The 23,387-nt window shown below is 62.5% G+C and carries 20 protein-coding genes; 12 read left to right on the forward strand and 8 right to left on the reverse strand.

Annotated features, from left to right (window positions below):
- Positions 1-269: 269 nt before the first annotated feature.
- From J5274_RS16245 to J5274_RS16270, 6 genes are all read left to right on the forward strand, one after another.
- Entirely contained in the window at positions 270-1,850 is a 1,581-nt protein-coding gene (locus J5274_RS16245) for a peptide ABC transporter substrate-binding protein (RefSeq protein ID WP_142823397.1), read from the forward strand.
- 48 nt (positions 1,851-1,898) lie between these two features.
- Positions 1,899-2,822 (forward strand): ABC transporter permease subunit, encoded by a 924-nt coding sequence (locus tag J5274_RS16250; RefSeq protein ID WP_111222638.1) that lies wholly within the window; start codon positions 1,899-1,901, stop codon positions 2,820-2,822.
- Complete coding sequence (locus tag J5274_RS16255) at positions 2,819-3,736, forward strand: ABC transporter permease subunit (protein ID WP_142823398.1); 918 nt, start codon at positions 2,819-2,821, stop codon at positions 3,734-3,736. Before J5274_RS16250 ends, J5274_RS16255 begins: the two co-directional genes overlap by 4 nt.
- Position 3,737: 1 nt before the next feature.
- Entirely contained in the window at positions 3,738-4,748 is a 1,011-nt protein-coding gene (locus J5274_RS16260; RefSeq protein ID WP_219274679.1) for an ABC transporter ATP-binding protein, read from the forward strand.
- Positions 4,741-5,733, forward strand: a complete 993-nt coding sequence (locus J5274_RS16265; RefSeq protein ID WP_142823400.1) for an ABC transporter ATP-binding protein — start codon at positions 4,741-4,743, stop codon at positions 5,731-5,733. Before J5274_RS16260 ends, J5274_RS16265 begins: the two co-directional genes overlap by 8 nt.
- 84 nt (positions 5,734-5,817) lie before the next feature.
- The gene (locus J5274_RS16270) at positions 5,818-6,732 is read left to right on the forward strand and encodes a sugar kinase (protein WP_142823401.1); all 915 of its coding nucleotides are present in this window, start codon (positions 5,818-5,820) and stop codon (positions 6,730-6,732) included.
- Here the strand turns inward: J5274_RS16270 and J5274_RS16275 are convergent.
- Positions 6,729-7,130 (reverse strand): ester cyclase, encoded by a 402-nt coding sequence (locus J5274_RS16275; protein ID WP_142823402.1) that lies wholly within the window; start codon positions 7,128-7,130, stop codon positions 6,729-6,731. The genes J5274_RS16270 and J5274_RS16275 overlap by 4 nt on opposite strands.
- Before the next feature lie 237 nt (positions 7,131-7,367).
- On the opposite strand from J5274_RS16275, the gene J5274_RS16280 reads away from it, so the two are divergent.
- Complete coding sequence (locus J5274_RS16280) at positions 7,368-8,405, forward strand: glycosyltransferase family 1 protein (protein WP_224127808.1); 1,038 nt, start codon at positions 7,368-7,370, stop codon at positions 8,403-8,405.
- Between the two features lie 33 nt (positions 8,406-8,438).
- Here J5274_RS16280 and der read toward each other — a convergent pair whose 3' ends face one another.
- The 3 genes from der to J5274_RS16295 all read right to left on the reverse strand — a co-directional run bounded on the left by der (position 8,439) and on the right by J5274_RS16295 (position 11,321).
- Positions 8,439-9,914, reverse strand: a complete 1,476-nt coding sequence (der, locus tag J5274_RS16285) for a ribosome biogenesis GTPase Der (RefSeq protein WP_142829266.1) — start codon at positions 9,912-9,914, stop codon at positions 8,439-8,441.
- A gap of 16 nt (positions 9,915-9,930) precedes the next feature.
- Positions 9,931-10,614, reverse strand: coding sequence for a tetratricopeptide repeat protein (locus tag J5274_RS16290; protein WP_142823405.1), 684 nt, complete (start codon positions 10,612-10,614; stop codon positions 9,931-9,933).
- A 119-nt stretch (positions 10,615-10,733) separates the two neighbouring features.
- On the reverse strand, positions 10,734-11,321 hold the full coding sequence (locus J5274_RS16295) for an NnrU family protein (RefSeq protein WP_142823406.1): 588 nt from the start codon (positions 11,319-11,321) through the stop codon (positions 10,734-10,736).
- Between the two features lie 90 nt (positions 11,322-11,411).
- Between J5274_RS16295 and J5274_RS16300 the strand changes: the two genes are divergently transcribed.
- Positions 11,412-12,428 carry a polysaccharide deacetylase gene (locus tag J5274_RS16300; RefSeq protein WP_142823616.1) on the forward strand — a complete coding sequence of 339 codons (1,017 nt, stop codon included), beginning with the start codon at positions 11,412-11,414 and terminating at the stop codon, positions 12,426-12,428.
- Between the two features lie 74 nt (positions 12,429-12,502).
- Here the strand turns inward: J5274_RS16300 and sbmA are convergent, their stop codons facing one another.
- The 3 genes from sbmA to J5274_RS16315 all read right to left on the reverse strand — a co-directional run bounded on the left by sbmA (position 12,503) and on the right by J5274_RS16315 (position 15,378).
- A complete protein-coding gene (gene sbmA, locus J5274_RS16305; RefSeq protein ID WP_142823407.1) occupies positions 12,503-13,768 on the reverse strand; it encodes a peptide antibiotic transporter SbmA in 1,266 nt (421 codons plus the stop codon).
- A gap of 238 nt (positions 13,769-14,006) precedes the next feature.
- Positions 14,007-14,759: a type I methionyl aminopeptidase gene (map, locus tag J5274_RS16310; protein ID WP_111222625.1), complete on the reverse strand. Its 753-nt coding sequence runs from the start codon at positions 14,757-14,759 to the stop codon at positions 14,007-14,009.
- Between the two features lie 127 nt (positions 14,760-14,886).
- The gene (locus J5274_RS16315) at positions 14,887-15,378 is read right to left on the reverse strand and encodes an SRPBCC family protein (protein WP_142823408.1); all 492 of its coding nucleotides are present in this window, start codon (positions 15,376-15,378) and stop codon (positions 14,887-14,889) included.
- A gap of 152 nt (positions 15,379-15,530) precedes the next feature.
- On the opposite strand from J5274_RS16315, the gene J5274_RS16320 reads away from it, so the two are divergent.
- The gene (locus J5274_RS16320) at positions 15,531-16,739 is read left to right on the forward strand and encodes a TIGR03862 family flavoprotein (protein ID WP_142823409.1); all 1,209 of its coding nucleotides are present in this window, start codon (positions 15,531-15,533) and stop codon (positions 16,737-16,739) included.
- A 93-nt stretch (positions 16,740-16,832) separates the two neighbouring features.
- Here the strand turns inward: J5274_RS16320 and glpK are convergent, their stop codons facing one another.
- Entirely contained in the window at positions 16,833-18,326 is a 1,494-nt protein-coding gene (gene glpK, locus J5274_RS16325) for a glycerol kinase GlpK (protein WP_142823410.1), read from the reverse strand.
- Positions 18,327-18,488: 162 nt separating this feature from the next.
- Between glpK and J5274_RS16330 the strand changes: the two genes are divergently transcribed.
- From J5274_RS16330 to xdhB, 3 genes are read left to right on the forward strand one after another with little or no spacing between them, the layout of a single operon-like run.
- Positions 18,489-19,262: a 3-hydroxybutyrate dehydrogenase gene (locus J5274_RS16330; RefSeq protein WP_142823411.1), complete on the forward strand. Its 774-nt coding sequence runs from the start codon at positions 18,489-18,491 to the stop codon at positions 19,260-19,262.
- Positions 19,263-19,304: 42 nt separating this feature from the next.
- Entirely contained in the window at positions 19,305-20,771 is a 1,467-nt protein-coding gene (gene xdhA / locus J5274_RS16335) for a xanthine dehydrogenase small subunit (protein WP_219274680.1), read from the forward strand.
- A complete protein-coding gene (gene xdhB / locus J5274_RS16340; RefSeq protein ID WP_142823413.1) occupies positions 20,771-23,107 on the forward strand; it encodes a xanthine dehydrogenase molybdopterin binding subunit in 2,337 nt (778 codons plus the stop codon). Before xdhA ends, xdhB begins: the two co-directional genes overlap by 1 nt.
- Positions 23,108-23,387 lie beyond the last annotated feature (280 nt).

A 23,387-nucleotide genomic window follows, 5' to 3' on the forward strand; every position in this document is an offset into this window, starting at 1 on the left:
TTCAATATCCAGGTGTGTCCGCACACTAGCCTGCGGCCGCAAAATTACAAATCGAAACAATCGCGCTGGTGAATTCCCATCCCAGAACGGTTCGTTAAAGCAACAGAAACGCCGTCCACAGACAAATGCATGTCGTTTTCCATATCGCGGTTTTAGGGGTTGAATCGTCGGTAGGCTGCGATACGTTGCGCTCTTGCTTGCGTGACCAGTTCACCTGCGGGAACAAGAACGACCTTGCTAACAAGGCGAACATAGAAAGATCGGCTTCCATGACATATCTGACCAAGGTATTTTACGCGTCCGCGCTCGTCGGATCGCTATTGTCCCTGTCGGCGCATGCCGCCACGCTCAACGTCCAGAACGGTGGCGATCCCCAGTCGCTCGATCCGCAAAAGATGTCCAGCGACTACGAGAACCGCATTGCCGGCGACATCTTCGAGGGCCTCACCACCGAAGACGCCAAGGACAACGCCATCCCGGGCCAGGCCGAAAGCTGGACGATTTCTCCGGATGGCAAGGTTTATACGTTTAAGCTGCGCGACGGCATCAAGTGGTCCGATGGCCAGCCGGTAACGGCAGAGGACTTCGTCTTCGCCTTCCAGCGCCTCGTCGATCCCAAGAACGCTGCCGAATACGCCTACCTGCAGTTCACCATCAAGAACGCCGAGAAGATCAACAAGGGTGAGATCACCGATTTCAGCCAGCTCGGCGTCAAGGCCATCGACCCGAAGACCCTCGAGATCACCCTCGACAACGCAACCCCCTATTTCCTCAATGCGCTGACGCACTACACCGCCTATCCTCTCCCCAAGCACGTCATCGACGCCAAGGGCGCCGACTGGGTCAAGATCGGCAACATCGTCACCAACGGCCCATACAAGCCGACGGAATGGGTCCCGGGCTCCTATGTCACGACGGTCAAGAACGATCAGTACTGGGATGCCAAGAACGTCAAGATCGATGGCGTGAAGTTCTTCGTCATGGAAGACCAGTCGGCCGCTCTCAAGCGTTACCGCGCCGGCGAATTCGACATCCTGACGTCCTTCCCTGCAGACCAGTACCAGTGGCTGAAGACCAACATGCCCGGCCAGGCGCACGTTGTGCCGTTCCTCGGCACCTACTATTACGTCGTCAACGCCACCAAGCCTCCGTTCAACGACAAGCGCGTCCGCCAGGCCCTGTCGATGGCCGTCAACCGCGAAGTCATCGGCCCGAAGGTTCTCGGCACCGGCGAACTGCCGATGTATTCCTGGGTGCCGCCGGGCACCGCCCATTACGGTGAGCCGGCCCAGATCAAGTGGAAGGACGAGCCCTACGCCCAGAAGGTCGAGGAAGCCAAGAAGCTGCTGAAGGAAGCAGGCTTCGGCCCGGACCATCCGCTGCACGCCCAGCTCCGCTATAACACCAACGACAACCACAAGCGCATCGCTGCCGCGATCGCCTCCATGTGGAAGCCGCTCGGCGTCGAAATCGAGCTCTACAACACCGAGACCAAGGTGCATTACGACGAGATGCAGCACGGCAAGGTCGAAATCGGCCGCGCCGGCTGGCTCGCCGACTACAATGACCCGATCAACTTCCTCAACCTCCTGTCGACGGGCGTCGACATGAACTACGGCCGCTGGAGCAATGCGGAATACGATGCGCTGCTCAAGCAGGGGAATGCGGAGACCGATCTCGACAAGCGTGCTGCCCTGTTCAAGCAGGCCGAGCAGATCGCGCTCGACGACAGCGCTGCGATCCCGATCTACTACTATGTGTCGCAGAGCGTGGTGTCGCCGAAGATCGCTGGATATGAAGACAATATCCAGGACATCCACCGTACCCGCTGGCTGTCAATCAAAGAGTAAGGGACACGGGCTCCCTTTGGCCTTGCCGGAGGGAGCCTATCCACGCCCATGATCAAATATGCATTCCGTCGCCTTTTATCGACAATCCCAGTCATGTGGATTGCCGTGACACTGAGCTTTTTCGTCCTGCGCCTGGCGCCGGGCGGGCCCTTCGATGGCGAGCGCCCTTTGCCGCCCGTCATCCTGAAAAATCTGGCGGCTCATTACAACCTCGATAAGCCGCTGATCGAGCAGTACTTCATCTACATGTACGACGTCCTCCACGGCGATCTCGGCCCCTCCTTTGCCAACCAGGACTTCACTGTCACCCAGCAGATCATGTCCGGCCTGCCTTATACACTGACCATCGGCAGCATCGCTTTTGTCGTCGCCGTGCTGGTCGGCGTTCTCGTCGGCTGTCTCGGGGCGCTGTACCAGAACCGGCAGGCCGATTACTGGCTCGGCGGCACCCTGCTGATCGGCCTCGTTCTCCCCGGCTTCCTGATCGCGCCGATCCTGCAACTGCTGTTCGGCATCAAGCTCGGAATCCTGCCCGTCGGCGGCTGGGGCGACGGCTCGATCAAGTTCCTGATCCTGCCCGTCACGGTCCTGTCGCTGCCCCACGCGGCGCGGATATCGCGGCTGATGCGCGGCTCGATGATCGAGGTGATGAACCAGAACTTCATCCGCACTGCCAAGGCAAAAGGCATCGGTCCGAGGCTAACGGTCATGCGTCACGCGCTGAAACCAGCCCTGATGCCGGTCATATCCTATCTCGGCCCGGCGGCCAGCTACCTGCTGACCGGATCGCTGGTGGTTGAAAGCATCTTCGGCCTGCCCGGCATCGGCCGCTACTTCATCACGGCCGCGCTCAACCGCGACTACGGCATGGTTCTCGGCACGGTGATTTTCTACATGGCGCTGATCGTCGTGCTCAACCTGCTCGTTGATATCGTCTACGCCTGGCTTGACCCGAAAGTGAGAACCCAATGATCCTCAATCTCGCTCGCCGCGAACAGCTGGAAGAGGAATTGCGGGCTGCAGAAGGATTGGCTCCCGAAAGCCGGTCGCTGACCCGCGACGCCATGCGCCGGCTGCTGCGCAACAAGGCTGCTGCCATTTCCCTCGTGGTGCTGACGCTGCTGATCCTGGCTGCCCTCATCGCCCCCGCCCTCATTCCGTACGGCTATGAGGATCCCGATTGGGCAGCCTTCCGCACGCCTCCGGATTTCGCCAGCGGCCATTATTTCGGCACCGACCAGAACGGCCGCGATCTGCTTGCGCGCACCCTCTACGGCACGCGCGTTTCGCTCGCCGTGGCGTTGGTCGCCACCCTCGTCTCGGTGATCATCGGCGTCCTCTACGGCGCCGTGTCAGGCTATTTCGGCGGCAAGCTGGACAGCATCATGATGCGCTTCGTCGACATCATGTACGCCCTTCCCTACATCCTCTTCGTCATCCTGCTGATGGTGATCTTCGGCCGCAACGTCTACTTGTTGTTTGCCGCCATCGGCGCGCTGGAATGGCTGACCATGGCCCGCATCGTGCGCGGCCAGACGCTGTCGCTGAAGCACCGCGAATTCATCGAGGCGGCACGGGCATCCGGCCAGCGGCCGTTCAAGATCATCCTGAAACACATTGTGCCCAACCTGGTCGGCCCGGTCGTCATCTATGCCGCCCTGACCGTGCCGGAAATCATCGCGACGGAGAGCTTTCTGTCCTATCTCGGTTTCGGCGTGCAGGAGCCGCTGACGTCGCTCGGAACGCTGATTGCCGACGGCACCAACTCGATGGAAACCGATCCCTGGCTGCTCGCCTTTCCCGCCGTCTTCCTCGTCGCCCTCCTGATGAGCCTGCTTTTCATCGGCGACGGCCTGCGCGACGCATTCGACCCGAAGGACCGCTGACATGTCGGACGCCAAAAAGAGCGAAACGCTGCTCGAACTCAAGGACTACTCCATCCGCTTCCAGACCCCGGAGGGCGATGTCGCCGCCGTCAACGGGCTTAACCTCACCATCCGCCGTGGCGAGCGTATCGCCATCGTCGGCGAAAGCGGTTCCGGCAAGAGCCAGACCTTCCTGGGCCTGATGGGATTGCTGGCGAAGAACGGCCACACCAGCGGCCAGGCGCTGCTGGAAGGTCGCGACGTGCTTTCCCTCAAGCCGCGCGAACTCGACCAGATCCGCGGCAAGGACATGGCGATGGTCTTCCAGGACCCGATGACCTCGCTCAATCCGACGCTGAAGATCTCGCGGCAACTAACGGAGCAACTCGAGGTCCACGGTGGACTGACGGCACGGGCCGCCTCCGCCACCGCTCTCGACATGCTGAAGCGCGTCGGCATTCCTGACCCGGATCGCCGCTTCAATCTCTATCCGCACGAGCTGTCAGGCGGCATGCGACAGCGCATCGTCATCGCCATGGCGCTGCTGACCCGCCCGAAGCTGCTGATCGCCGACGAGCCGACGACGGCGCTCGACGTGACCATCCAGGCGCAGATCCTCGACCTCTTCAGCGACCTGACGTCGGAAATGAAAACGGCGCTCGTCATCATCACCCACGATCTCGGCGTCGTCGCCGGCCTCGCCGAGCGGGTGGCCGTCATGTATGCCGGCGGCATCGTCGAGGACGCACCGGTGGACGACCTGTTCGACGACCCGGCCCATCCCTATACTGCCGCCCTCCACGCCTCGATCCCGAGGCCCGACCAGGATGTCGACGATCTCGCCGTCATTCCCGGCCGGCCGCCGAACCTCAAGCATCTGCCGCGTGGCTGCAGCTTCTCGCCACGTTGCGCCCATGTCGAGGACGATTGCGTCGATGCACCGCCGCCGTTGGGGCTTCTCGCACCGCAGCGGAGCGCGGCCTGCTTCCACCCCCTCCTTGGTCACCAGCAACGGAGCCCCGTCCATGGCTGAACAGACCCTGCTCAAGGTCGAGCACCTCACGACCCAGTTCGAGATCCCGTCGAAATCCTTCTTCAAGCCGGCTACCATGCTGACGGCCGTCAACGACGTCAGCTTCGAGCTCAAGGCTGGCCGGACTCTCGGCATCGTCGGCGAATCCGGTTGCGGCAAGTCGACCCTCGGCCGCTCCATCCTGCGCCTGATCCACGCGCAGAAGGGCCGCATCCTCTGGCAGGGCAAGAGCCTGCTCGACCTGTCGAGCGAGGAGATGCGCGCCGCCCGTCGCGACATGCAGATCATCTTCCAGGACCCGATCGCCTCGCTCGATCCGCGCATGACCGTCGGCGACATCATTGCCGAGCCGCTGACCGTGTTCGAGCCGAAGCTCAGCCGCGCAGAACGGCAGGACCGCGTCCGCGAGATCATGGCCGCCGTCGGCCTGGTGCCCGAAATGATCAACCGCTACTCGCATGAATTCTCCGGCGGCCAGGCGCAGCGCATCGGCATCGCGCGGGCCGTTGTCACCCGCCCGAAACTGATCATCTGCGACGAGCCGGTTTCAGCCCTCGACGTCTCCATCCAGGGCCAGGTGATCTCGCTGCTGCGCAAGTTGCGCAAGGAATTCGGACTGACGCTGATCTTCATCAGCCACGACCTCTCGGTCGTTCGGCTGATCTCGGACGACGTACTGGTCCTCTATCTCGGCCGCATCGTCGAAGCCGGCGATTGCGCCACGGTGTTCCAGCGTCCGGCCCATCCCTATACCCAGGCGCTGTTCTCGGCCGCCCCCGTGCCGGACCCAAAGGTCGCCCGCACCCGCAAGCGCATCCGCCTGCAGGGCGATCCGCCGTCGCCGATGAACCCGCCGCCCGGCTGCGTTTTCGAGCCGCGCTGCTGGAAAGCCACCGATATCTGTCGCACTGCCATGCCGGCGACAGAGCCTGTCCGCCCCGGCCAGACTGCCGCCTGTTATCACATGGATAGCCCGGAAAACTGATCGCCGCTTCCGGTGCACGGCGGCCTTGCCCGCCCTGCGTCGAAGGCCTACAGCAGGCGCAGGAATGCGATGAGGGAGAGTATCGTGGGCGGACATTTTTTGTCGATCGGCGAGTGCATGGTGGAACTGTCGCAGGCGGGCAACGGCCTGCTGCGCAAAGGCTTTGCCGGCGACACGTTCAACACCGCCTGGTACGCCAAGGCCTGCCTACCATCGGACTGGTCCATCGATTATTTTACGGCCGTCGGTGACGATCCGATGTCGGACGAGATGCTGGCCTTTATGAGCGGCGCCGGGATCGGCACATCCTATATCCGCCGCATCCGGGGTCGCACTCCGGGCCTCTATCTCATCAATCTGAAGGACGGCGAGCGCACCTTCAGCTACTGGCGCGAATCCTCGGCCGCACGCCAACTTGCCGTCGATGGCGACCGTCTGCGCGAAGCCATCGAAGCCTCCGACGTCGTCTATTTCTCCGGCATTACGCTTGCGATACTCGCCCACGACAGCGCCGAAACCCTGCTCTCGGAACTGCGCCGCGCCAAGGCGATCGGCAAGCTGGTGGTGTTCGACCCGAACCTGCGCCCAAGGCTTTGGACCAGCCTCGACACCATGCACGCAACCATCAGCGAGGGCGCCCGCGCCGCAACGCTTGTCATGCCGAGCTACGACGACGAGGCCGCCCATTTCGGCGACCCATCGATTGCCGCCACCATCCGCCGCTACCGGCAGCTCGGCGCTCCCCTGGTCGTCGTCAAGGACGGTGCCAAGGGCGTGACCGTCAGCACGGTCGCTGGCGACACCCTGGTCGAAGCCGAACACGTTGCCGAGGTCATCGACACAACCAGCGCCGGCGACAGCTTCAACGGCGCATTCCTCGCCGAATACCTGAAGAGCAAGGATCTTGTCGCTGCAGCCCGCTTCGCCGTGAAGATCGCCGCCCGCGTGATCTGCGAGCACGGCGCATTGGTGGAGCGAGAGAAGCTCGGACTTGGTTAAGACGTCTTGCCGTCAAGCTGCGCCTCAATGGCTGTCTTGTCGATGACCGACCAGACATGCCGGATCTTGTCGTTGCGAAATTCGTAGAAGACGTTTTCCGAAAACGAGACCTTCCGTCCGTTCACCGCAAGGCCGAGGAACGTTCCCGCTGGCGTGCAGTCGAACTGCAGTCGTGCGGCGATCCTCGGCGGATCGGCGATCAGTAGATCGATGACGAATTGCAGGTCGGGTATTTGCCGGAAATCGTTTTCCAGCATCGCGCGATAGCCTGAAAGACCGATCTGCCGGCCATTGTGCTCCACATCGTCGTCAACGAACTCACCGAGGAGCGTCCAATCCTGCCTGTTGAGACAGTCGATATAGCCTCGGTAGAGGGTCGCAAGTTCGGCATCGGCCATGAGATTGACTTCCTTTGCGCATTCCAGAGTACACCGAAGAGACCTAAAGCTGCATTGCCATCGAAGCAAACCGAAGGGTGTAATATTTTCATCATCGACGGTCGTCACAATGGCTAGGCCCGGAATCATCGGATGGCGTGGGATGTTCCGCGCCGCCGCGATCGACCGGGATGGAACAGTCGACCCATGCTGCAACGTCTATCGAACATCGCCCCCGGGAAATCGCCGGCGCCGGACATGGCCCTGGGCGAACGACTGCTCATCGTCACCGATGCCTGGCACCCGCAGGTCAATGGCGTCGTGCGCTCCATCGAGAACACCAATCGTGAGCTGACGCGCATGGGCGTCACCGTCTCCATGCTGACGCCAGAGGGGTTTCGCAGCATCCCCTGCCCGACCTATCCGGAGATCAGGCTCTCGCTTGCAAGCTATCGGCGCGTTGCCGCTGCGATAGAGGCAACGCAGCCATCCTACGTACACATCGCCACGGAAGGTCCGCTGGGGCTGACGGCGCGGCGCTGGTGCGTGCGCAACGGCATGCAGTTCTCGACCACCTACCACACCCGCTTTCCCGAATATGTCGCAGCCCGCCTGCCGATCCCTAAGTCCTGGCTCTATGCCTTCATCAGGTGGTTCCACAATGGCGGCTTCGGCTGCATGGTGGCGACACCGAGCCTTGCCGCCGAGCTCAAGGCCAAGGGTGTGCGCAACCTGCTGCCGTGGAGCCGCGGCATCGATGCGACGCTGTTCAGGCCTCAGGCACAGGAAGATTCGCCCTTCGGCCTGCCCCGGCCGATCTTCATGACCGTCGGGCGCGTCGCCACGGAGAAAAACCTCCCGGCATTCCTGGATCTCAACCTGCCGGGCTCGAAAGTGGTGGTGGGTGGAGGACCTGATCTGGAGGATCTGAAGAAGCGCTACCCGGACGTGCTGTTCACCGGCGCGAAATTCGGCGAAGAACTGGCCAGCGCCTATGCGCAGGGCGATGTCTTCGTCTTTCCATCGGTGACAGACACCTTCGGCAATACCATTCTCGAAGCGCTTGCGAGCGGCGTTCCGGTCGCAGCCTACCCGGTCACCGGCCCGGCCGATATTCTCGGCGATCATCCGACCGCCGGCGCCGTCGACAAGGACCTCAGGAGCGCCTGCCTGCGAGCGCTCTCATGCTCGCGAGAGGCCGCCCGCAAACTGGCACTCACCTATTCCTGGGAAGCCGCAACGCAGCAGTTCCTCGACAACGTGCGGATCGCAAACGGCAAGATCAGACGGCGCTGAGGACCGACGCAGAGGCGCACCGGTCCCGAAGGATCAGCGTTCCTTCTTGCGCTTGCTCGGATAGGGGTTCTTCCGCTTGCGGTTCTCGAACGGATTTTCCGACGCATGGAAATGGATCCGGATCGGCACGCCCGGCATCTCGAAATCCTCGCGCAACCCGTTGGTCAGGTAACGGATATAGGATTCCGGCAATGAGTCCGGCCGGGTGCACGAGATCATGAAGCCCGGCGGACGAGCCTTGACCTGCGTCATGTATTTCAGCTTCAGCCGGCGGCCGGACACGGCGGGTGGCGGATGCTGGACCTGGCGCGCATCCAGCCAGCGATTGAGCTTGGCGGTGGCGATGCGCTTGTTCCAGACCTTGTCGGTATCGATGATCGACTGCATCAGCCGGTCGAGGCCATCGCCGGTCTGCCCGGCAATCGTCACGGCACGAATGCCGCGCGCCTGCGGCAGCAGCCGGTCGGTCTTTTCGCGCAGGTCGGCGAGCACGGTCTGCCGGTCCTCGATCAGGTCCCACTTGTTGAAGGCGATGACGGCAGCACGGCCTTCGCGGATGACGAGGTCGACGATCTGCAGGTCCTGCTTTTCGAACGGGATCGTTGCATCGAAGACGATGACCACCGTCTCGGCAAAGCGGATTGCCCGCAGCGTGTCGGCAACCGACAGCTTTTCGAGCTTCTCGGTGACGCGTGCCTTCCGGCGCATGCCGGCGGTGTCGAACAGCTTGATGGTCCGGCCGCGCCAGGCCCAGTCGACGGAGATCGAATCGCGGGTGATGCCGGCCTCGGGGCCGACCAGCAGGCGGTCCTGGCCGAGGAAGCGGTTGATCAGCGTCGACTTGCCGGCATTCGGGCGACCGACGATGGCGACGCGCAGCGGCTTCGTCTCGTCGTAATCGGGCTCTTCTTCCTTCTCGTCGTCGAACACATCGTCGCCGTCGAGCGGCAGCGAGACATCCGTCTCGGCCACGTCGTCCTCGTCTTCCTCGATTTCCGGCGGATAGGCGCGGTCCTGGCCGATGGCTGCGACGATTGCGTCGTGCAGGTCGATCATCCCCTGGCCGTGTTCGGCCGAAATCGGGCAAGGATCGCCGAGCCCGAGGGTGAAGGCGTCATAGAAACCGCCATCGGAGCCCTTGGCTTCCGACTTGTTGGCAACCAGCACGACCGGCTTGCCGCGCCGCCGCAGAAGCTCGCCGAACACCTTGTCGAGCGGCGTCAGGCCATATTTGGCATCGACCACGAACAGCGTCAGGTCTGCCTCCTCGATCGCAGCTTCGGTCTGGGCGCGCATCCGGCCCTCGAGCGAATCCTCATGGGCTTCTTCCAGACCGGCCGTGTCGATGATGGTGAAATGCAGGTCCATCAGCTTGGCATCGCCCGGACGACGGTCACGGGTGACGCCCGGGGTGTCATCGACGAGCGCCAGCTTCTTGCCAACCAGGCGGTTGAACAAGGTGGACTTGCCGACGTTCGGGCGACCGACGATCGCAACCGTGAAATTCATGGCGATTGGTGTTCCTTTAGCCCTGGGTCTGCGGGGCTTTGCCCGAAGCTTCGATATTATCAAGCATCATCTGGGCACGATTGGCAATATTGCGGGGTGACTGCTGGTCGCTGACGATGGCCTGGAACCACTGCCGGGCCTTGGCGAAATCGCCGGCCTTGTAAGCGGAAAGACCCAGGACTTCGCGCGCAGAATGGCGGAAGGCACTAGCCGGCACGGCCATCTCCTCGGCGAGCGCGGAGACCTGTTGATAAGTCCCGGTGTCGACCAGCAGGAAGGCGGCGCGCAGGCGGGCAGCGTCGGCGATAACGGAGGGAACGCCGGACTGCTTGCTGATTGCGGTGAACGCGGCCACGGCACCGGCCGTGTCGCCCTTTTGCGCCTGCAGCGACGCGGCACGCATGCTGGCGAGCAGCGGATAGGCGCCCTTGCCGTCTTTTTCGATGGCAGAGAGGGCTGCCAGTGCATCGTCGGTCTTGTTCTGGTCGGCCAGCGCCAGCGCGGCGAGAAACTTGTCGCCGTTGTCGCCGGCCTGATGGGTTGCCCAGTAGCGATAGCCGACATAGCCGGCCGTCCCGATAACGACCAGCACTGCGAAGCCGATGATCAGGCGGCCGAAACGGCGCCAGACGAACTGCATCCGGTCGGAGCGCAGTTCCTCGTTGACTTCGCGGATGAAGCTGTCGTCGTTGAATGCCATTCTCGTCTCCGGCTCCGGCCAAAACTTGCATGCATAAAAGGGAGCGCGCCGGCAGGATGCAGCGCATGAACGCGCCTTCTACCCGATTTTGCGCCCGTTGTAAGGGGGAACCGCAGAAATCACATCATTGCCAGCGGCGAAACGCCGATAAGCCACTCATGCAGCTTCCAGATGATGGCGCCCCAGAGCACGATGCCGAGGACGACCGCCGCCGCATCGTATTTCACTGACACGAACGGGCGTGGGGTGATTTCGCCGGCCCGAGCCCGGCGCTTCAGCGATATCCGCACGACAACGCCCCAGGCGAGGAAGGAGGCAAACAGCAGCACGCCGGCGCTGTCGCCGTTTGCCAGAAGATGAGCGAGCGCCCAGATCTTCACCGCCAGCACCGTCGGATGCTTCGTTCTGGCGGCGATATGACCGGCCGGCAGCAGGCCGGCCACGAGACAGATGCTGGCGATCAGCATAAGCGTCAAGGTGATGTGCGAGGCCCAGGCCGGTGGCGAATACAGCACCGTCGTCTCGTAGCGGGCGATGCTGAAGGCATAGATCAGCAACACCAGCGTCAGGAGGCTGGCGACCGACTGCAGGACGATCCAGGCGGGACGCCCGAGGCGCTCGATCATCGACAGCCGGAACCCCGGCGCCAGCGCCTGGATCAGGTGAACGCCGAGAAAAAGTATGATGCTGACGACAAGCAAAGCCATGGGGAAATCCTTTGAATCAAGACCACCATCCCTATCGGCTCGGGTTGAAAATTGAAAGCAGCATCAAAGCTTCGCCGCATTCCTCATCCAATGGCGTCCATCGAGCAAACTGACACGGTGCTTCTTTTGCGTTTCATCCCCGCCTCCGCCCTCGCCCTTTCCCTCGTGCTGCCGATAGCAGCCCAGGCAGACGAGAAACCGAAGCAGATCGTGCTGATTTCCTTTGACGGCGCCCATGACAACGCGCTCTGGACGAAGAGCCGAGACATGGCCCGGCGCAATGGCGCTCACTTCACCTATTTTCTCTCCTGCACCTTCCTGATGAACCGCGATCAGGCCAAGGCCTATCAGGGACCAGGGCATAGGCCTGGCAAGTCGAATGTCGGCTTTGCCCATAGCGACGAGGAAATCCGCACACGCATCGCCAACATCTGGGGCGCCCACCAGGAAGGCGCCGACATTTCCAGCCATGCCTGCGGCCATTTCGACGGCAAAGATTTCAGCAAGGCCGACTGGCTGCAGGAATTCAAGGCAGCACAGGTAGCGCTTCGCGATGCCTGGAAGAATTCCGGCGCCCCGACCGACGAACCTGAGGGCTGGGAGGACTTCGCCACCCACGACGTCAAGGGATTTCGCGCGCCCTATCTCTCCACCAGCGATGGCCTCGTTGCCGCCGAGAAGGAAATGGGCTTCGTCTACGACGCCAGCCTCGTCACCCGTGGACCCATGCTGCCGAAGACCGAAAATGGCCTGCCGCGTTTCGGACTGCCCCTCATCCCGGAGGGCCCGGACCATCATCTGGTGATCGGTATGGACTACAATCTCTATGTCCACCACTCGAAAGGCGTCGAGGACCCTGCCAATTCGAAAGCCTATGAGGACCGCAGCCTCAACGCCTACGAAGCCGCGTTCAAGACGCAATATGACGGCGACCGCATCCCCCTTCAACTCGGCTTCCATTTCGTCGAAATGAATGCCGGCGCCTACTGGCGAGCGCTCGACCGCTTCCTCGGCGACGTCTGCCAAAAACCGGACGTCGCCTGCATCAGCTACTCCGAAGCCCTGCCAATGATCGCCGCACGGGGCAAGACGGCGTCCGGGCTCTGAAACGTCGTACCGTTTGCAGACCCCACGAAAAAAGGCTCCGTCTCCGGAGCCTTTTTGCATTGTCGCTGGAATTCTCAGGTTTCCGGGTTCTCGCTTTGCGCCTGACGCTCCAGATAATGGCGATCAATCGCCGGCAATGGCTCGTCGTCGATGGCCGCCTCGAAGGACTTGAGGCGCTTGTGGATCGATAGCAGCTCGATGATCGTCGTCCAGGAGTTGACGAGATACTGGAAGGAATTGCTGACCTGTCCAAACGCTGTCGAGATCTGCTGGAAGATGCCGTAGGTGATGGTACCGGCCACAATCGTCGGCACGAGCATGAAGACCACGAACAGCGCGTCCGCCTGGACATAGAAATAGCGGGCGACGTTGAAGTACAGGTAGTGGAAATACATCCGGTAGTAATTGCGCCGAACGTTTCCGAACAACTCCGTCAGCGTTGCCGGCTGGGCGCGATCCGCATGGTCCTCGCCGTAGACGAGTTCCTTGCGATAGGCTGCCTCGACGCGCTGGTTGCGGAAGTTCAAGCCAGGCAGCTTGATGCCGGCGACAGCCAGCAGCACGGTCCCGAAGACAGACCAGAACAAGGCCAGCCAGAACAGCGAATTTGGCACTTTTCCGATAAATGGCAGATCGGTGACGTAGTTCGACAATGCGAGCAGGATAGGCAGGAACACCACCAGCGTCATGACGGAATTGATGAGCGTGATGCCGAGCCCTTCGAGCGTGCTCGAAAAGCGCATAGTGTCTTCCTGAACACGCTGCGATGCACCTTCGATGTGCCGCAATTTTTCCCACTTGGACGCATAGAAATTGTTCATCGCCGTGCGCCAGCGGAAAATGTAGTGGCTGGTGAAGAAGTCGGTGACGATCGAGACGAACATGCTGAGAAAGGCGATCTGCGCGAACACAATCATCAGGTCGTAGAAATTCTCGACTGATATACCGGGTTTCTTGGACAACGCATTCTGCAGGAGGTCCCCGAACGGCCGGCGCCAGTTATTGACGACGACGCTGATCTGGACGCCGAAATAAGTCACGAAGATGATCAGCGCAGAGCCCCAGACCGACCACAGCTTCCATGGGTGATTGATTGCCTTCAGATGCCAAAAACCACAGAAGATTATGCCCGAAAGGAAGAAGTAACCGTAGAACCAGAGATTCTCGCGCAGCAGGAAGAACGACAGGTCGATCGGCTGCTGATCTTCCGGAACGGGTCCGAAGCCTAACGTCACACCGAGATGCGCTGCGCCAAGATACCAGCCAAAGATGGCAACCAGCGTCCAGACGATGAGGGAGGTGAAGAACACCTTGGGCTGAGGAAAGAAGGAATGAAACACAGAGATCGCTTTCCTGAACGGGAAGATGGGAAGCATCAGCCGATGCTGATTTTGCGGGAACCTAAGGCAGTTCCAAAGCAGCGGCAACGCTCTTCCCGCTTTCTTACACATTTGTAACGGCTTGTTCCCAGGATATCATCCGATTGCTGAGCGCATCGGCGCCACGCACCGCCGGGAGGTTGCATCTGGCTTCGCGTGCCCGCGTCGCCGAGGCTGCGCGCCGATCAGGTCAGGCGCCTTATTCGTCCGCCAACGTCAAAATCACAGGCCCGTTTCGGGTGGCGATGACGGTGTGTTCGAACTGTACGGTAGGCGCGCGCGGATCGCTGTAAAGGGTCCAGGCATCGTCGCCGCCCTCGGCCCAGCTGGCGCCGAGCGACAGGAAAGGCTCGACGGTGAAGACCAGCCCGTCCTGCATGATCCGCGTCTCGCTCGGATCGGCCCAGGTCGACACCTCGGCCGGCTCCTCGTGCAGCGAGCGGCCGATGCCGTGGCTGGCCAGATTGGCGATCAGCGTGTAGCGGTGCTTTGCAGCAAAGGCGCCGACGGCCTTGCCGATCTGCAGGAAAGGCACGTCGCTGCGCACCTGGTTGAGGCCAACCCACAGCGCCCGCTTGCCATCGCGGCACAATCGCTCGATCTTCGGCTTGACCGGTGGCACCGTGAAGGATGCGCCCGTATCGGAAAAGAACCCGTCCTTTTCGGCCGACACATCCAGATTGACGAGATCGCCGGCCGCAATGACGCGCGGGCCCGGAATTCCGTGCGCCACTTCCTCGTTGACGCTGATGCATGTCGCGCCGGGAAAGCGATAGACGGTCTCGGGCGCCGACCGTGCACCGGCGTCTTCAAGCGCCTTGCGGCCGATAGCATCGAGCTCCAGCGTCGTGATCCCCGGCTCGAGAGCTGCAGCCATCACCTTCAGCGCATTTGCGCAGATACGGCCGATGTCCTTCATCTTGGTGAATTCGTCGTCGCTTGAAATGATCATCGAAACAGGATTCCGGCTCTAGCGGCCCTGTCGGGCCAAACGGATGGAGCGCTGGCTTTCGCGCCTCCTCGCTCGTCCGTCAATGCCTTTTTCCCTGTGCGCCCGTCATTTGCGGCCTATCCGGCGCTCAGAGCGTCCCCACCAGCGACGCCAGCTGGTCGGCGCACTGGCCCCAGCCCTCGTAAAAACCCATGTTCTCGTGCGTTTCGCGATCCTCTGCGCTCCAGTGCAGCGCCCGGGCGGTGTAGCGTGTCTGGCCGTTGCCGATGTCCTCGAACGTGACGATGGCGGTCATGAACGGCTTGGCCGAGGGTATCCAGGCGCTGGTGAAGGCGTCAGTGAAGACCAGCTTGCGGTTTTCGACGACATCCAGGTAGACGCCGCGGTTGGGATACTCCACGCCATCCGGCCCGAGCATCACGATGAAGCTGGTGCCGCCCGGACGCGGATCAAGCTCGGCAGTCGTGGTCCTGAACGGCAGCGGGGCAAACCACTGCTTCAGCAGTTCCGGCTCCGTCCATGCCCGGAACAGCTTGTCGGGCGTCGCTGCAATGACCCGCGTCAGCGACAACTCGTGACGGACGATATCGGCTTCGCGGACCGTATCTTCTTCGCTCATGGGACATTCCTCCTCGGTGATTGCCTGGACATATGCAGCAGCGGAAGTCTAGGACAAGTCCGGGATCTCGCCAATGGCTGCATGCCTGGACGCAGTGCTTGCACCTTTCCCCGTCAAGCGCGAGAAGAGGCAGAAATCCAATCGGTGAGACGATGACCAGAAAACAAATTGCCATCATAGGCGCCGGCCCCGCAGGTCTCATGGCCGCTGAGGTGCTGGCCAGTTCCGGCCACGCTGTCAACGTCTATGACAGCATGCCGACGGTCGCGCGCAAATTCCTGCTGGCCGGCAAGTCCGGCCTCAACATCACCCATTCAGAGGACCATGCCGCGTTTGCCAGCCGCTTCGGCAGTTCCAATCCCAGGCTTCGCCCTGCCCTCGACGCCTTTGGCTCGGATGCGGTGCGGCAATGGGCAGCAGATCTGGGCATTGAAACCTTCGTCGGCTCCTCCGGCCGCGTCTTTCCCCGCGCCATGAAAGCCTCGCCCCTGCTGCGCGCCTGGTTGAAGCGCCTGCAGGCCGCAGGCGTCACCATCCTTGCGCGACATCGCTGGATCGGCTTTGCCGATAACGGCCATGTTTTCGAGACGCCGGAGGGCAAACGCACGCTACCGTCAGATGCGACATTGCTGGCATTCGGCGGAGCCAGCTGGCCAAGGCTCGGCTCGGACGGCCAATGGACGACAGCGCTCGCAGACTCAGGCGTCGAGATAGCGCCGTTCCGCCCGGCAAACTGCGGCTTCGATGTCGAATGGAGCGAGGATATCGTCACCCGCTTTGCCGGCGCACCGCTGAAATCCGTGACGGCCACCTCGGATGCCGGCACGTCTCCGGGCGAATTCGTCATCGGCCGGCATGGCATAGAGGGTAGCCTCGTCTATGCCCATGCCGCAGCCCTTCGCGACCGTCTTGAGAGAACCGGCAGCGCCAGCCTCACGATCGACCTTGCACCGGGGCGAAATGCAAACCGGCTGGCAAAGGACCTGGCCCGCCAGGGCGCCAAAGCCAGCCTCTCCAATCGCCTGCGCAAGGCAGCAGGCATCGAGGGCGTCAAGACCGCGCTGCTGCGGGAATTCGTGCCCGCCGCCGATCTTGCCGATCCGGACCGTCTCCCCGGCTGGATCAAGGCGCTGCCGATCCCGGTTCTCCGGCCGAGGCCGATAGCCGAGGCGATCTCCTCTGCCGGCGGCATCGCCTGGGCTGCGATCGACGAGGGCTATATGCTGAAGGCCCGACCCGGGACCTTCGTCGCCGGCGAGATGATCGACTGGGAGGCGCCGACCGGCGGTTACCTGCTGACGGCGTGCTTTGCCACCGGCCGCGCCGCCGCTAACGGTCTGGATGCCTGGCTCAAGCGCTGAATGAAGCAGTTGAATCAGCCTTCCCGCCGAGTGACGCAAGCGATTAATACGATTCGGTTTTTCAGATCCTTCGGGCCGGAGATTCCGGCCTGACTACCCGCCGCTCAGGGTGCGCCGCACAGCGTCCTTCCAGCCCTTGAGCTTGACCGCGCGCGTCGCCTCGTCCATTTCGGGCACGAATTGCCGGTCGACGGCCCAGGCCTTGGCGAAGGCCTCGCGCTGTGGCCAGACGCCGGCGCGGCTGCCGGCAAGCCACGCGGCCCCGAGAGCCGTCGTCTCGAGAATCGTCGGGCGATCTACCGGCGCGTCGAGCAGATCGGCCAGCCGCTGCATGGTCCAGTCGGAAGCGACCATGCCGCCATCGACCCTGAGCACCGTCTCGTCCGCGCGCTTCTTCCAGTCCTTGTGCATGGCGTCGAGCAGGTCGCGTGTCTGGTAGCAGACTGCTTCCAATGCCGCATGGGCAAATTCCGCAGGGCCCGTGTTACGCGTCAGCCCGAATATCGCGCCGCGTGCATGGGCATCCCAGTGCGGCGCCCCGAGCCCGGTAAAGGCCGGCACGAGGTAGATATCCTGTCCGGGATCGGCCTTGGCCGCCAACCTGCCCGATTCCTCGGCCGAGCCGATCAGGCCCATGCCGTCCCGCAGCCACTGCACCGCAGCCCCTGCGATGAAGATCGAGCCTTCGAGCGCATAGGTGGTCTTGCCATCGAGACGGTAGGCGATGGTGGTGAGCAGCCGGTTCTTCGAGCGCACCCTGTCCGAGCCGGTGTTGAGCAAGGCGAAGCATCCGGTGCCATAGGTCGATTTCATCATGCCGGGCTCGAAGCAGGCTTGCCCGATCATGGCCGCATGCTGGTCGCCGGCAACGCCAAGAATGGGGACCGCCGCGCCGAAGATGTCGGGATCGGTGACGCCGAAATCGGCGGCGCAATCCTTGACTTCGGGCAGCATCGCCGCTGGCACGCGCAGGATGTCGAGCAGCTCCTCGTCCCACTCGTTGTCGGCAATGTTGAACATAAGGGTCCGAGACGCATTGGTGGCGTCGGTGACGAAATTTTTGCCCCCGGTCAGTCGCCAGATCAGGAACGTGTCGATCGTTCCGAAGCAGAGTTCGCCCCTTGCCGCCCGCGCACGGGCGCCTTTGACATTGGCCAGCATCCAGGAAAGCTTGGTCCCCGAAAAATACGGATCGAGCAGCAGGCCGGTGCGCTTCGTGAACAGTTTTTCCAGGTCCTGGCGTTTCAGCTTGTCGCAATAGGCCGCCGTCCGCCTGTCCTGCCAGACGATGGCGTTCTGGATCGGCTTGCCGGTGTCGCGCTCCCAGACGACAACCGTCTCGCGCTGGTTGGTAATGCCGATCGCGGCGATCTGCCCGGCCTCGATGCCGGCAGCGGCGATGGCATCGCGCACAGTCGAAAGCACGCTCTGCCAGATATCCTCCGGATCGTGCTCCACCCAGCCGGATTGCGGATAGATCTGCGGGAACTCCATCTGTCCGACGCCTGCCACCTTCATCTTGTCATCGAAGATGATCGCCCGCGCCGAGGTTGTTCCCTGGTCGATTGCCAGAATATAGCCGCTCATATGATGTCCGTCCTTCTCCCGAGACGACACCAATAGGACAGGCTCGCCCGTCTGAACAGAAAGCAAATGGTAAAATTATTGCCGCCGGCGGCAGGTTGTCAGTTGCAGGACTTTGGGACTAACCTCAAATTAAAGTAGCAACGCGCGGACAGAGAGCAGAGCATGGCCAGAACAGTCGTCGTCACCGGTTCCACCAGCGGCATAGGCCTTGCCATCGCCAGCGCCTTTGCCGGCAGGGGCGACAATGTCGTCATCAACGGCTTCGGCGAAGCTGACGAGATCGAGGCCATCCGCGCCAGCCTCGAGGTCTCCGGCGGCAGTGTCCTTTATCATCCGGCCGATATGACGAAGCCTGCCGAAATCGCCGACCTGATCGCCACCGCTGCGGCAGCCTTTGGCGGGATCGACGTGCTGGTCAACAATGCCGGCATCCAGCATGTCGCCCCGATCGAGGACTTCCCGATCGACCAATGGGACCGGATCATCGCCATCAACCTTTCCAGCGCCTTCCACACCATCAGGGCGGCAATTCCCTTCATGAAGGCCAGGCGCTACGGCCGGATCGTCAACATTGCCTCCGCCCATGCGCTGGTCGCCTCGCCTTTCAAAAGCGCCTATGTCGCCGCCAAGCACGGCATCCTCGGCCTCACCAAGACGGCGGCGCTGGAACTGGCCGAATTCGGGGTGACGGTGAATGCGATCTGTCCCGGCTACGTGCTCACCCCGCTGGTGGCGAGCCAGATCCCCGACACGGCAAAGGCGCGCGGCATGACGGAAGAACAGGTGAAGACCGAGGTGCTGCTCAAGGCCCAACCGACGCGCGAGTTCGTAAAGGCAGAGGAAATTGCCGCTTTGACGCTCTATCTGGCCAGCGACGAGGCGCGCCAGGTCACGGGAACGCACGTCTCGATTGACGGAGGATGGACTGCAGCCTAACCATGGCAGGTTGAAAGTTTATGACAAACGGCAAGAGGCTCCATGAACGACACGATCCGGTTCATCCTGAATGGCGAGGACATCGCCCTGTCGAGCCTGCGGCCGACGGAGACCCTGCTGGATTTCCTGCGCATCGGCAGGCACATGACCGGCACCAAAGAAGGATGCGCCGAGGGCGACTGCGGTGCCTGCACGGTTCTGGTCGGGAGGCTGATCGACGGCGGGCTGCATTACGAATCGGTCAACGCCTGCATCCGCTTTGTCGGCTCGCTGCACGGCACCCATGTCGTCACTATCGAGCATCTGGCCGCCCGCGACGGGACGCTGCATCCCGTCCAGCAGGCGATGGTCGACTGTCACGGCTCGCAATGCGGTTTCTGCACCCCCGGTTTCGTGATGTCGCTCTACGGCCTCTGGCTCGCCAACGAAAAGCCAGGCCGCGCCGCCATCGAGAAGGCCTTGCAGGGCAATCTCTGTCGTTGCACCGGCTACGAGCCGATCGTCAAGGCGGCCGAACAGGTGAGCCTGCTGCGCCCGAGCGCGCTGTTCGATCCTTTGCAAAAGACCCGAGCCGACATCATGGCACGGCTCTGGGCGCTGCAGAGCCGCGAGACGATCACCGTATCTTCGGGCGATGAGCGCGTGATCGTCCCCGGCTCCATGGACGATCTCGCCCGCATCCTGGCACAGGAGCCGGATGCCACCGTGGTTGCCGGCTCCACCGATGTCGGCCTTTGGGTCACCAAGCAGATGCGGGTACTGAACCCGGTGGTCTTCATCAATCATCTCACCGAAATGCAGTCGATCACCTCAGGTGACGGCGGCTTTACCATCGGCGCCGGCGTCACCTATACGCGCGCCTTCGAGACTATCGCCTCCCGCGTACCGACACTCGGCCGGCTGATCGACCGTATCGGTGGCGACCAGGTGCGCAATATGGGCACCATCGGCGGCAACATCGCCAACGGCTCGCCGATCGGCGACAGCCCGCCGCCGCTGATCGCTCTCGGCGCCACCGTCAAGCTGCGCTCCGCTGCAGGAACCCGCCAGTTGCGACTGGAAGACTTCTTCATCGCCTACGGCAAGCAGGACAGGCATCCGGACGAGTTCGTCGAGAGCATCTTCGTGCCCTACCCGGCCGACGATGCCAAATTCGCCGTCTACAAGATCACCAAGCGCCGCGACGAGGACATCACCGCCGTGCTCGGTGCCTTCTACCTGACGCTGGACGCTAACAACGACGTTCACGACATCCGCATCACCTTTGGCGGCATGGCCGGAACGCCGAAGCGGGCCCGCACCGTCGAGGCCGAACTGATCGGCAAACCCTGGACCGAGGCCACCGTCGAGGCGGCGCGTCCCGCCTTCGATTCCGACTTCCAGCCCTTGACCGACTGGCGCGCCACCGCCGAATACCGACAGCTGACGGCCAAGAACCTGCTGCTGCGCTTTTATCTTGAGACCACGGGCGAACCGCAGGAACTCAGGCGCTTCGAGGAGATGGCGTGATGGACAAATCCACATTCGAGAAGCGCAAGATCATCAACGGCGCCATGCACGCGTCGCTGAAGCATGATTCGGCTCACAAGCATGTCACCGGCGCTGCCGACTACATCGACGACATTCCGGAGCCCGCCAACCTCCTGCACGGGGCGCTGGGCCTGTCCGACCGGGCCCATGCGGAGATCGAGGGCATCGACCTTTCCGCCGTTGCCGCCGTCCCCGGCGTGATCTGGGTGATGACCGGCGCCGACGTGCCTGGGATTAACGACGTCAGTTCGAACGGCAAGCACGACGAGCCGCTGCTCGCCGAAACAAAGGTCGAGTTCCACGGCCAGCCAATCTTCGCCGTCATCGCCACGACGCGCGAGATTGCGCGCCGCGCCGCACGGCTGGCCAAGATCGACTATCGCGACCTGCCGCACTGGAGCGACATCGATGGCGCGCTGGCCAACGGCGGCCCCGTCGTCTACGAGCCGATGACCCTCAAGCGCGGCGAACCCGAGACCGAGATGGCAAAGGCACCGCAGCGGCTGAAGGGCCAGATGCGGATCGGTGGCCAGGAGCATTTCTATCTCGAAAGCCATATCGCTATGGCTATCCCCGGCGAGGACGACGAGGTGACCGTCTGGTCCTCGACCCAGCATCCGAGCGAAATCCAGCATATCGTCGGCCACGTCCTCAACATTCCGTCCAACGCCGTGACCGTCAACGTTCGCCGCATGGGCGGCGGCTTCGGCGGTAAGGAGACTCAAGGCAACCAGTTTGCAGCGCTCGCCGCCATCGCCGCGAAAAAACTCAACCGCGCCGTCAAGTTCCGCCCAGACCGCGACGAGGACATGATCGCCACCGGCAAGCGCCACGATTTCCTGGTCGATTACGAGGTCGGCTTCGACGAAGACGGCCGCATCCACGCGCTCGACGCCACCTTTGCGGCGCGCTGTGGCTTCTCCTCCGATCTCTCCGGCCCGGTCACCGACCGTGCTCTCTTCCATGCCGATTCCAGCTATTTCTACCCGCACGTCCATCTGGTCTCAAAGCCGCTGAAGACCCACACCGTCTCGAACACCGCCTTTCGCGGGTTCGGCGGGCCGCAGGGCATCGTCGGCGCCGAGCGCGTCATCGAGGAGATCGCCTATGCTGTTGGCAAGGATCCACTGGATATCCGCAAGCTGAATTTCTACGGTCAGCCAGGCTCCGGCCGGACGCTGACCCCCTATCACCAGGAGGTCGAGGACAACATCATCGGCCGTCTCGTCGACGAACTCGAAGCCTCCGCCGACTACCGGGGCCGTCGCCAGGCGATCGTCGAATTCAACCGCAGCAGCCGCTACATCCGCAAGGGCATCGCGCTGACGCCGGTGAAATTCGGGATTTCCTTCACGATGACCGCGTTCAACCAAGCCGGTGCGCTCGTGCATGTCTATCAGGATGGCTCGATCCACCTGAACCACGGCGGCACCGAGATGGGCCAGGGCCTCTATACCAAGGTGGCCCAGGTGCTGGCCGAGGCCTTCCAGGTCGACATCGAGCGGGTAAAGATCACCGCGACGACAACGGCCAAGGTGCCGAACACTTCGGCCACGGCCGCCTCTTCCGGTTCCGACCTCAACGGCATGGCGGCCTATGATGCAGCCCGGCAGATCAAGGAGCGGCTGGTCGCCTTTGCTGCCGCTAAGTGGAATGTCGAGCCGGCAGACGTCATATTCCTGCCGAACCGGGTTCGGGTCGGCGAGATCGAGATCCCCTTCCCCGATCTCATCAACCAGGCCTATTTCGCCCGCGTCCAGCTTTCCGCCGCCGGCTTCTACAAGACACCGAAAATCCACTGGGACCGCAAGGCAGGGCGTGGCACGCCGTTCTACTATTTCTCCTATGGTGCCGCCTGCTCGGAAGTCTCCATCGACACGCTGACCGGCGAATATCTGATCGACCGCACCGACATCCTCCACGATGTCGGCAGGTCGCTGAACCCGGCCATCGACATCGGCCAGATCGAAGGCGCCTTCGTGCAGGGCATGGGCTGGCTGACAACGGAAGAGTTATGGTGGGACGCCAAGGGCCGCCTGCGCACCCACGCGCCCTCGACCTACAAGATCCCGCTCGCGTCCGACCGGCCGAAAATCTTCAACGTCAAGCTCGCCGAATGGTCGGAAAATAGCGAGCCGACCATCGGCCGCTCAAAAGCCGTCGGCGAACCCCCCTTCGTGCTCGGCGTTTCCGTGCTCGAAGCCCTCTCCATGGCCATCGCCAGCGTCGCCGACTACCGCCTCTGCCCCAGACTCGACGCTCCCGCTACGCCCGAGCGGGTGCTGATGGCCGTAGAGCGGCTGAAAGGCCGATGAGGACGAACGACTTGCCGATATCCCGCCCCGGACCGCAACAACCGTGCCGGGAAGCCGAAGCCGCACCGAAAAACCCTCGGCAAATCAACACCTCCCCTCATTCCTGTGCTGGCAACAGGAATCCAGCCACGGCGCGTCTGCGCCGTGAGGGCACGCTTCCACTAGCAACAGAAGATCTTTCGCGCCCAAAGACTTGGGCGCACTGGATTCCTGTGACAGGCACAGGAATGAGGGTAGTGGGAGGCGCTTGTTCCCCTCTCTCCTTGTACGCCGGGGACGG

Source organism: Rhizobium sp. L51/94 (genome assembly GCF_019355555.1).
Lineage (GTDB): Bacteria > Pseudomonadota > Alphaproteobacteria > Rhizobiales > Rhizobiaceae > Rhizobium > Rhizobium rhododendri.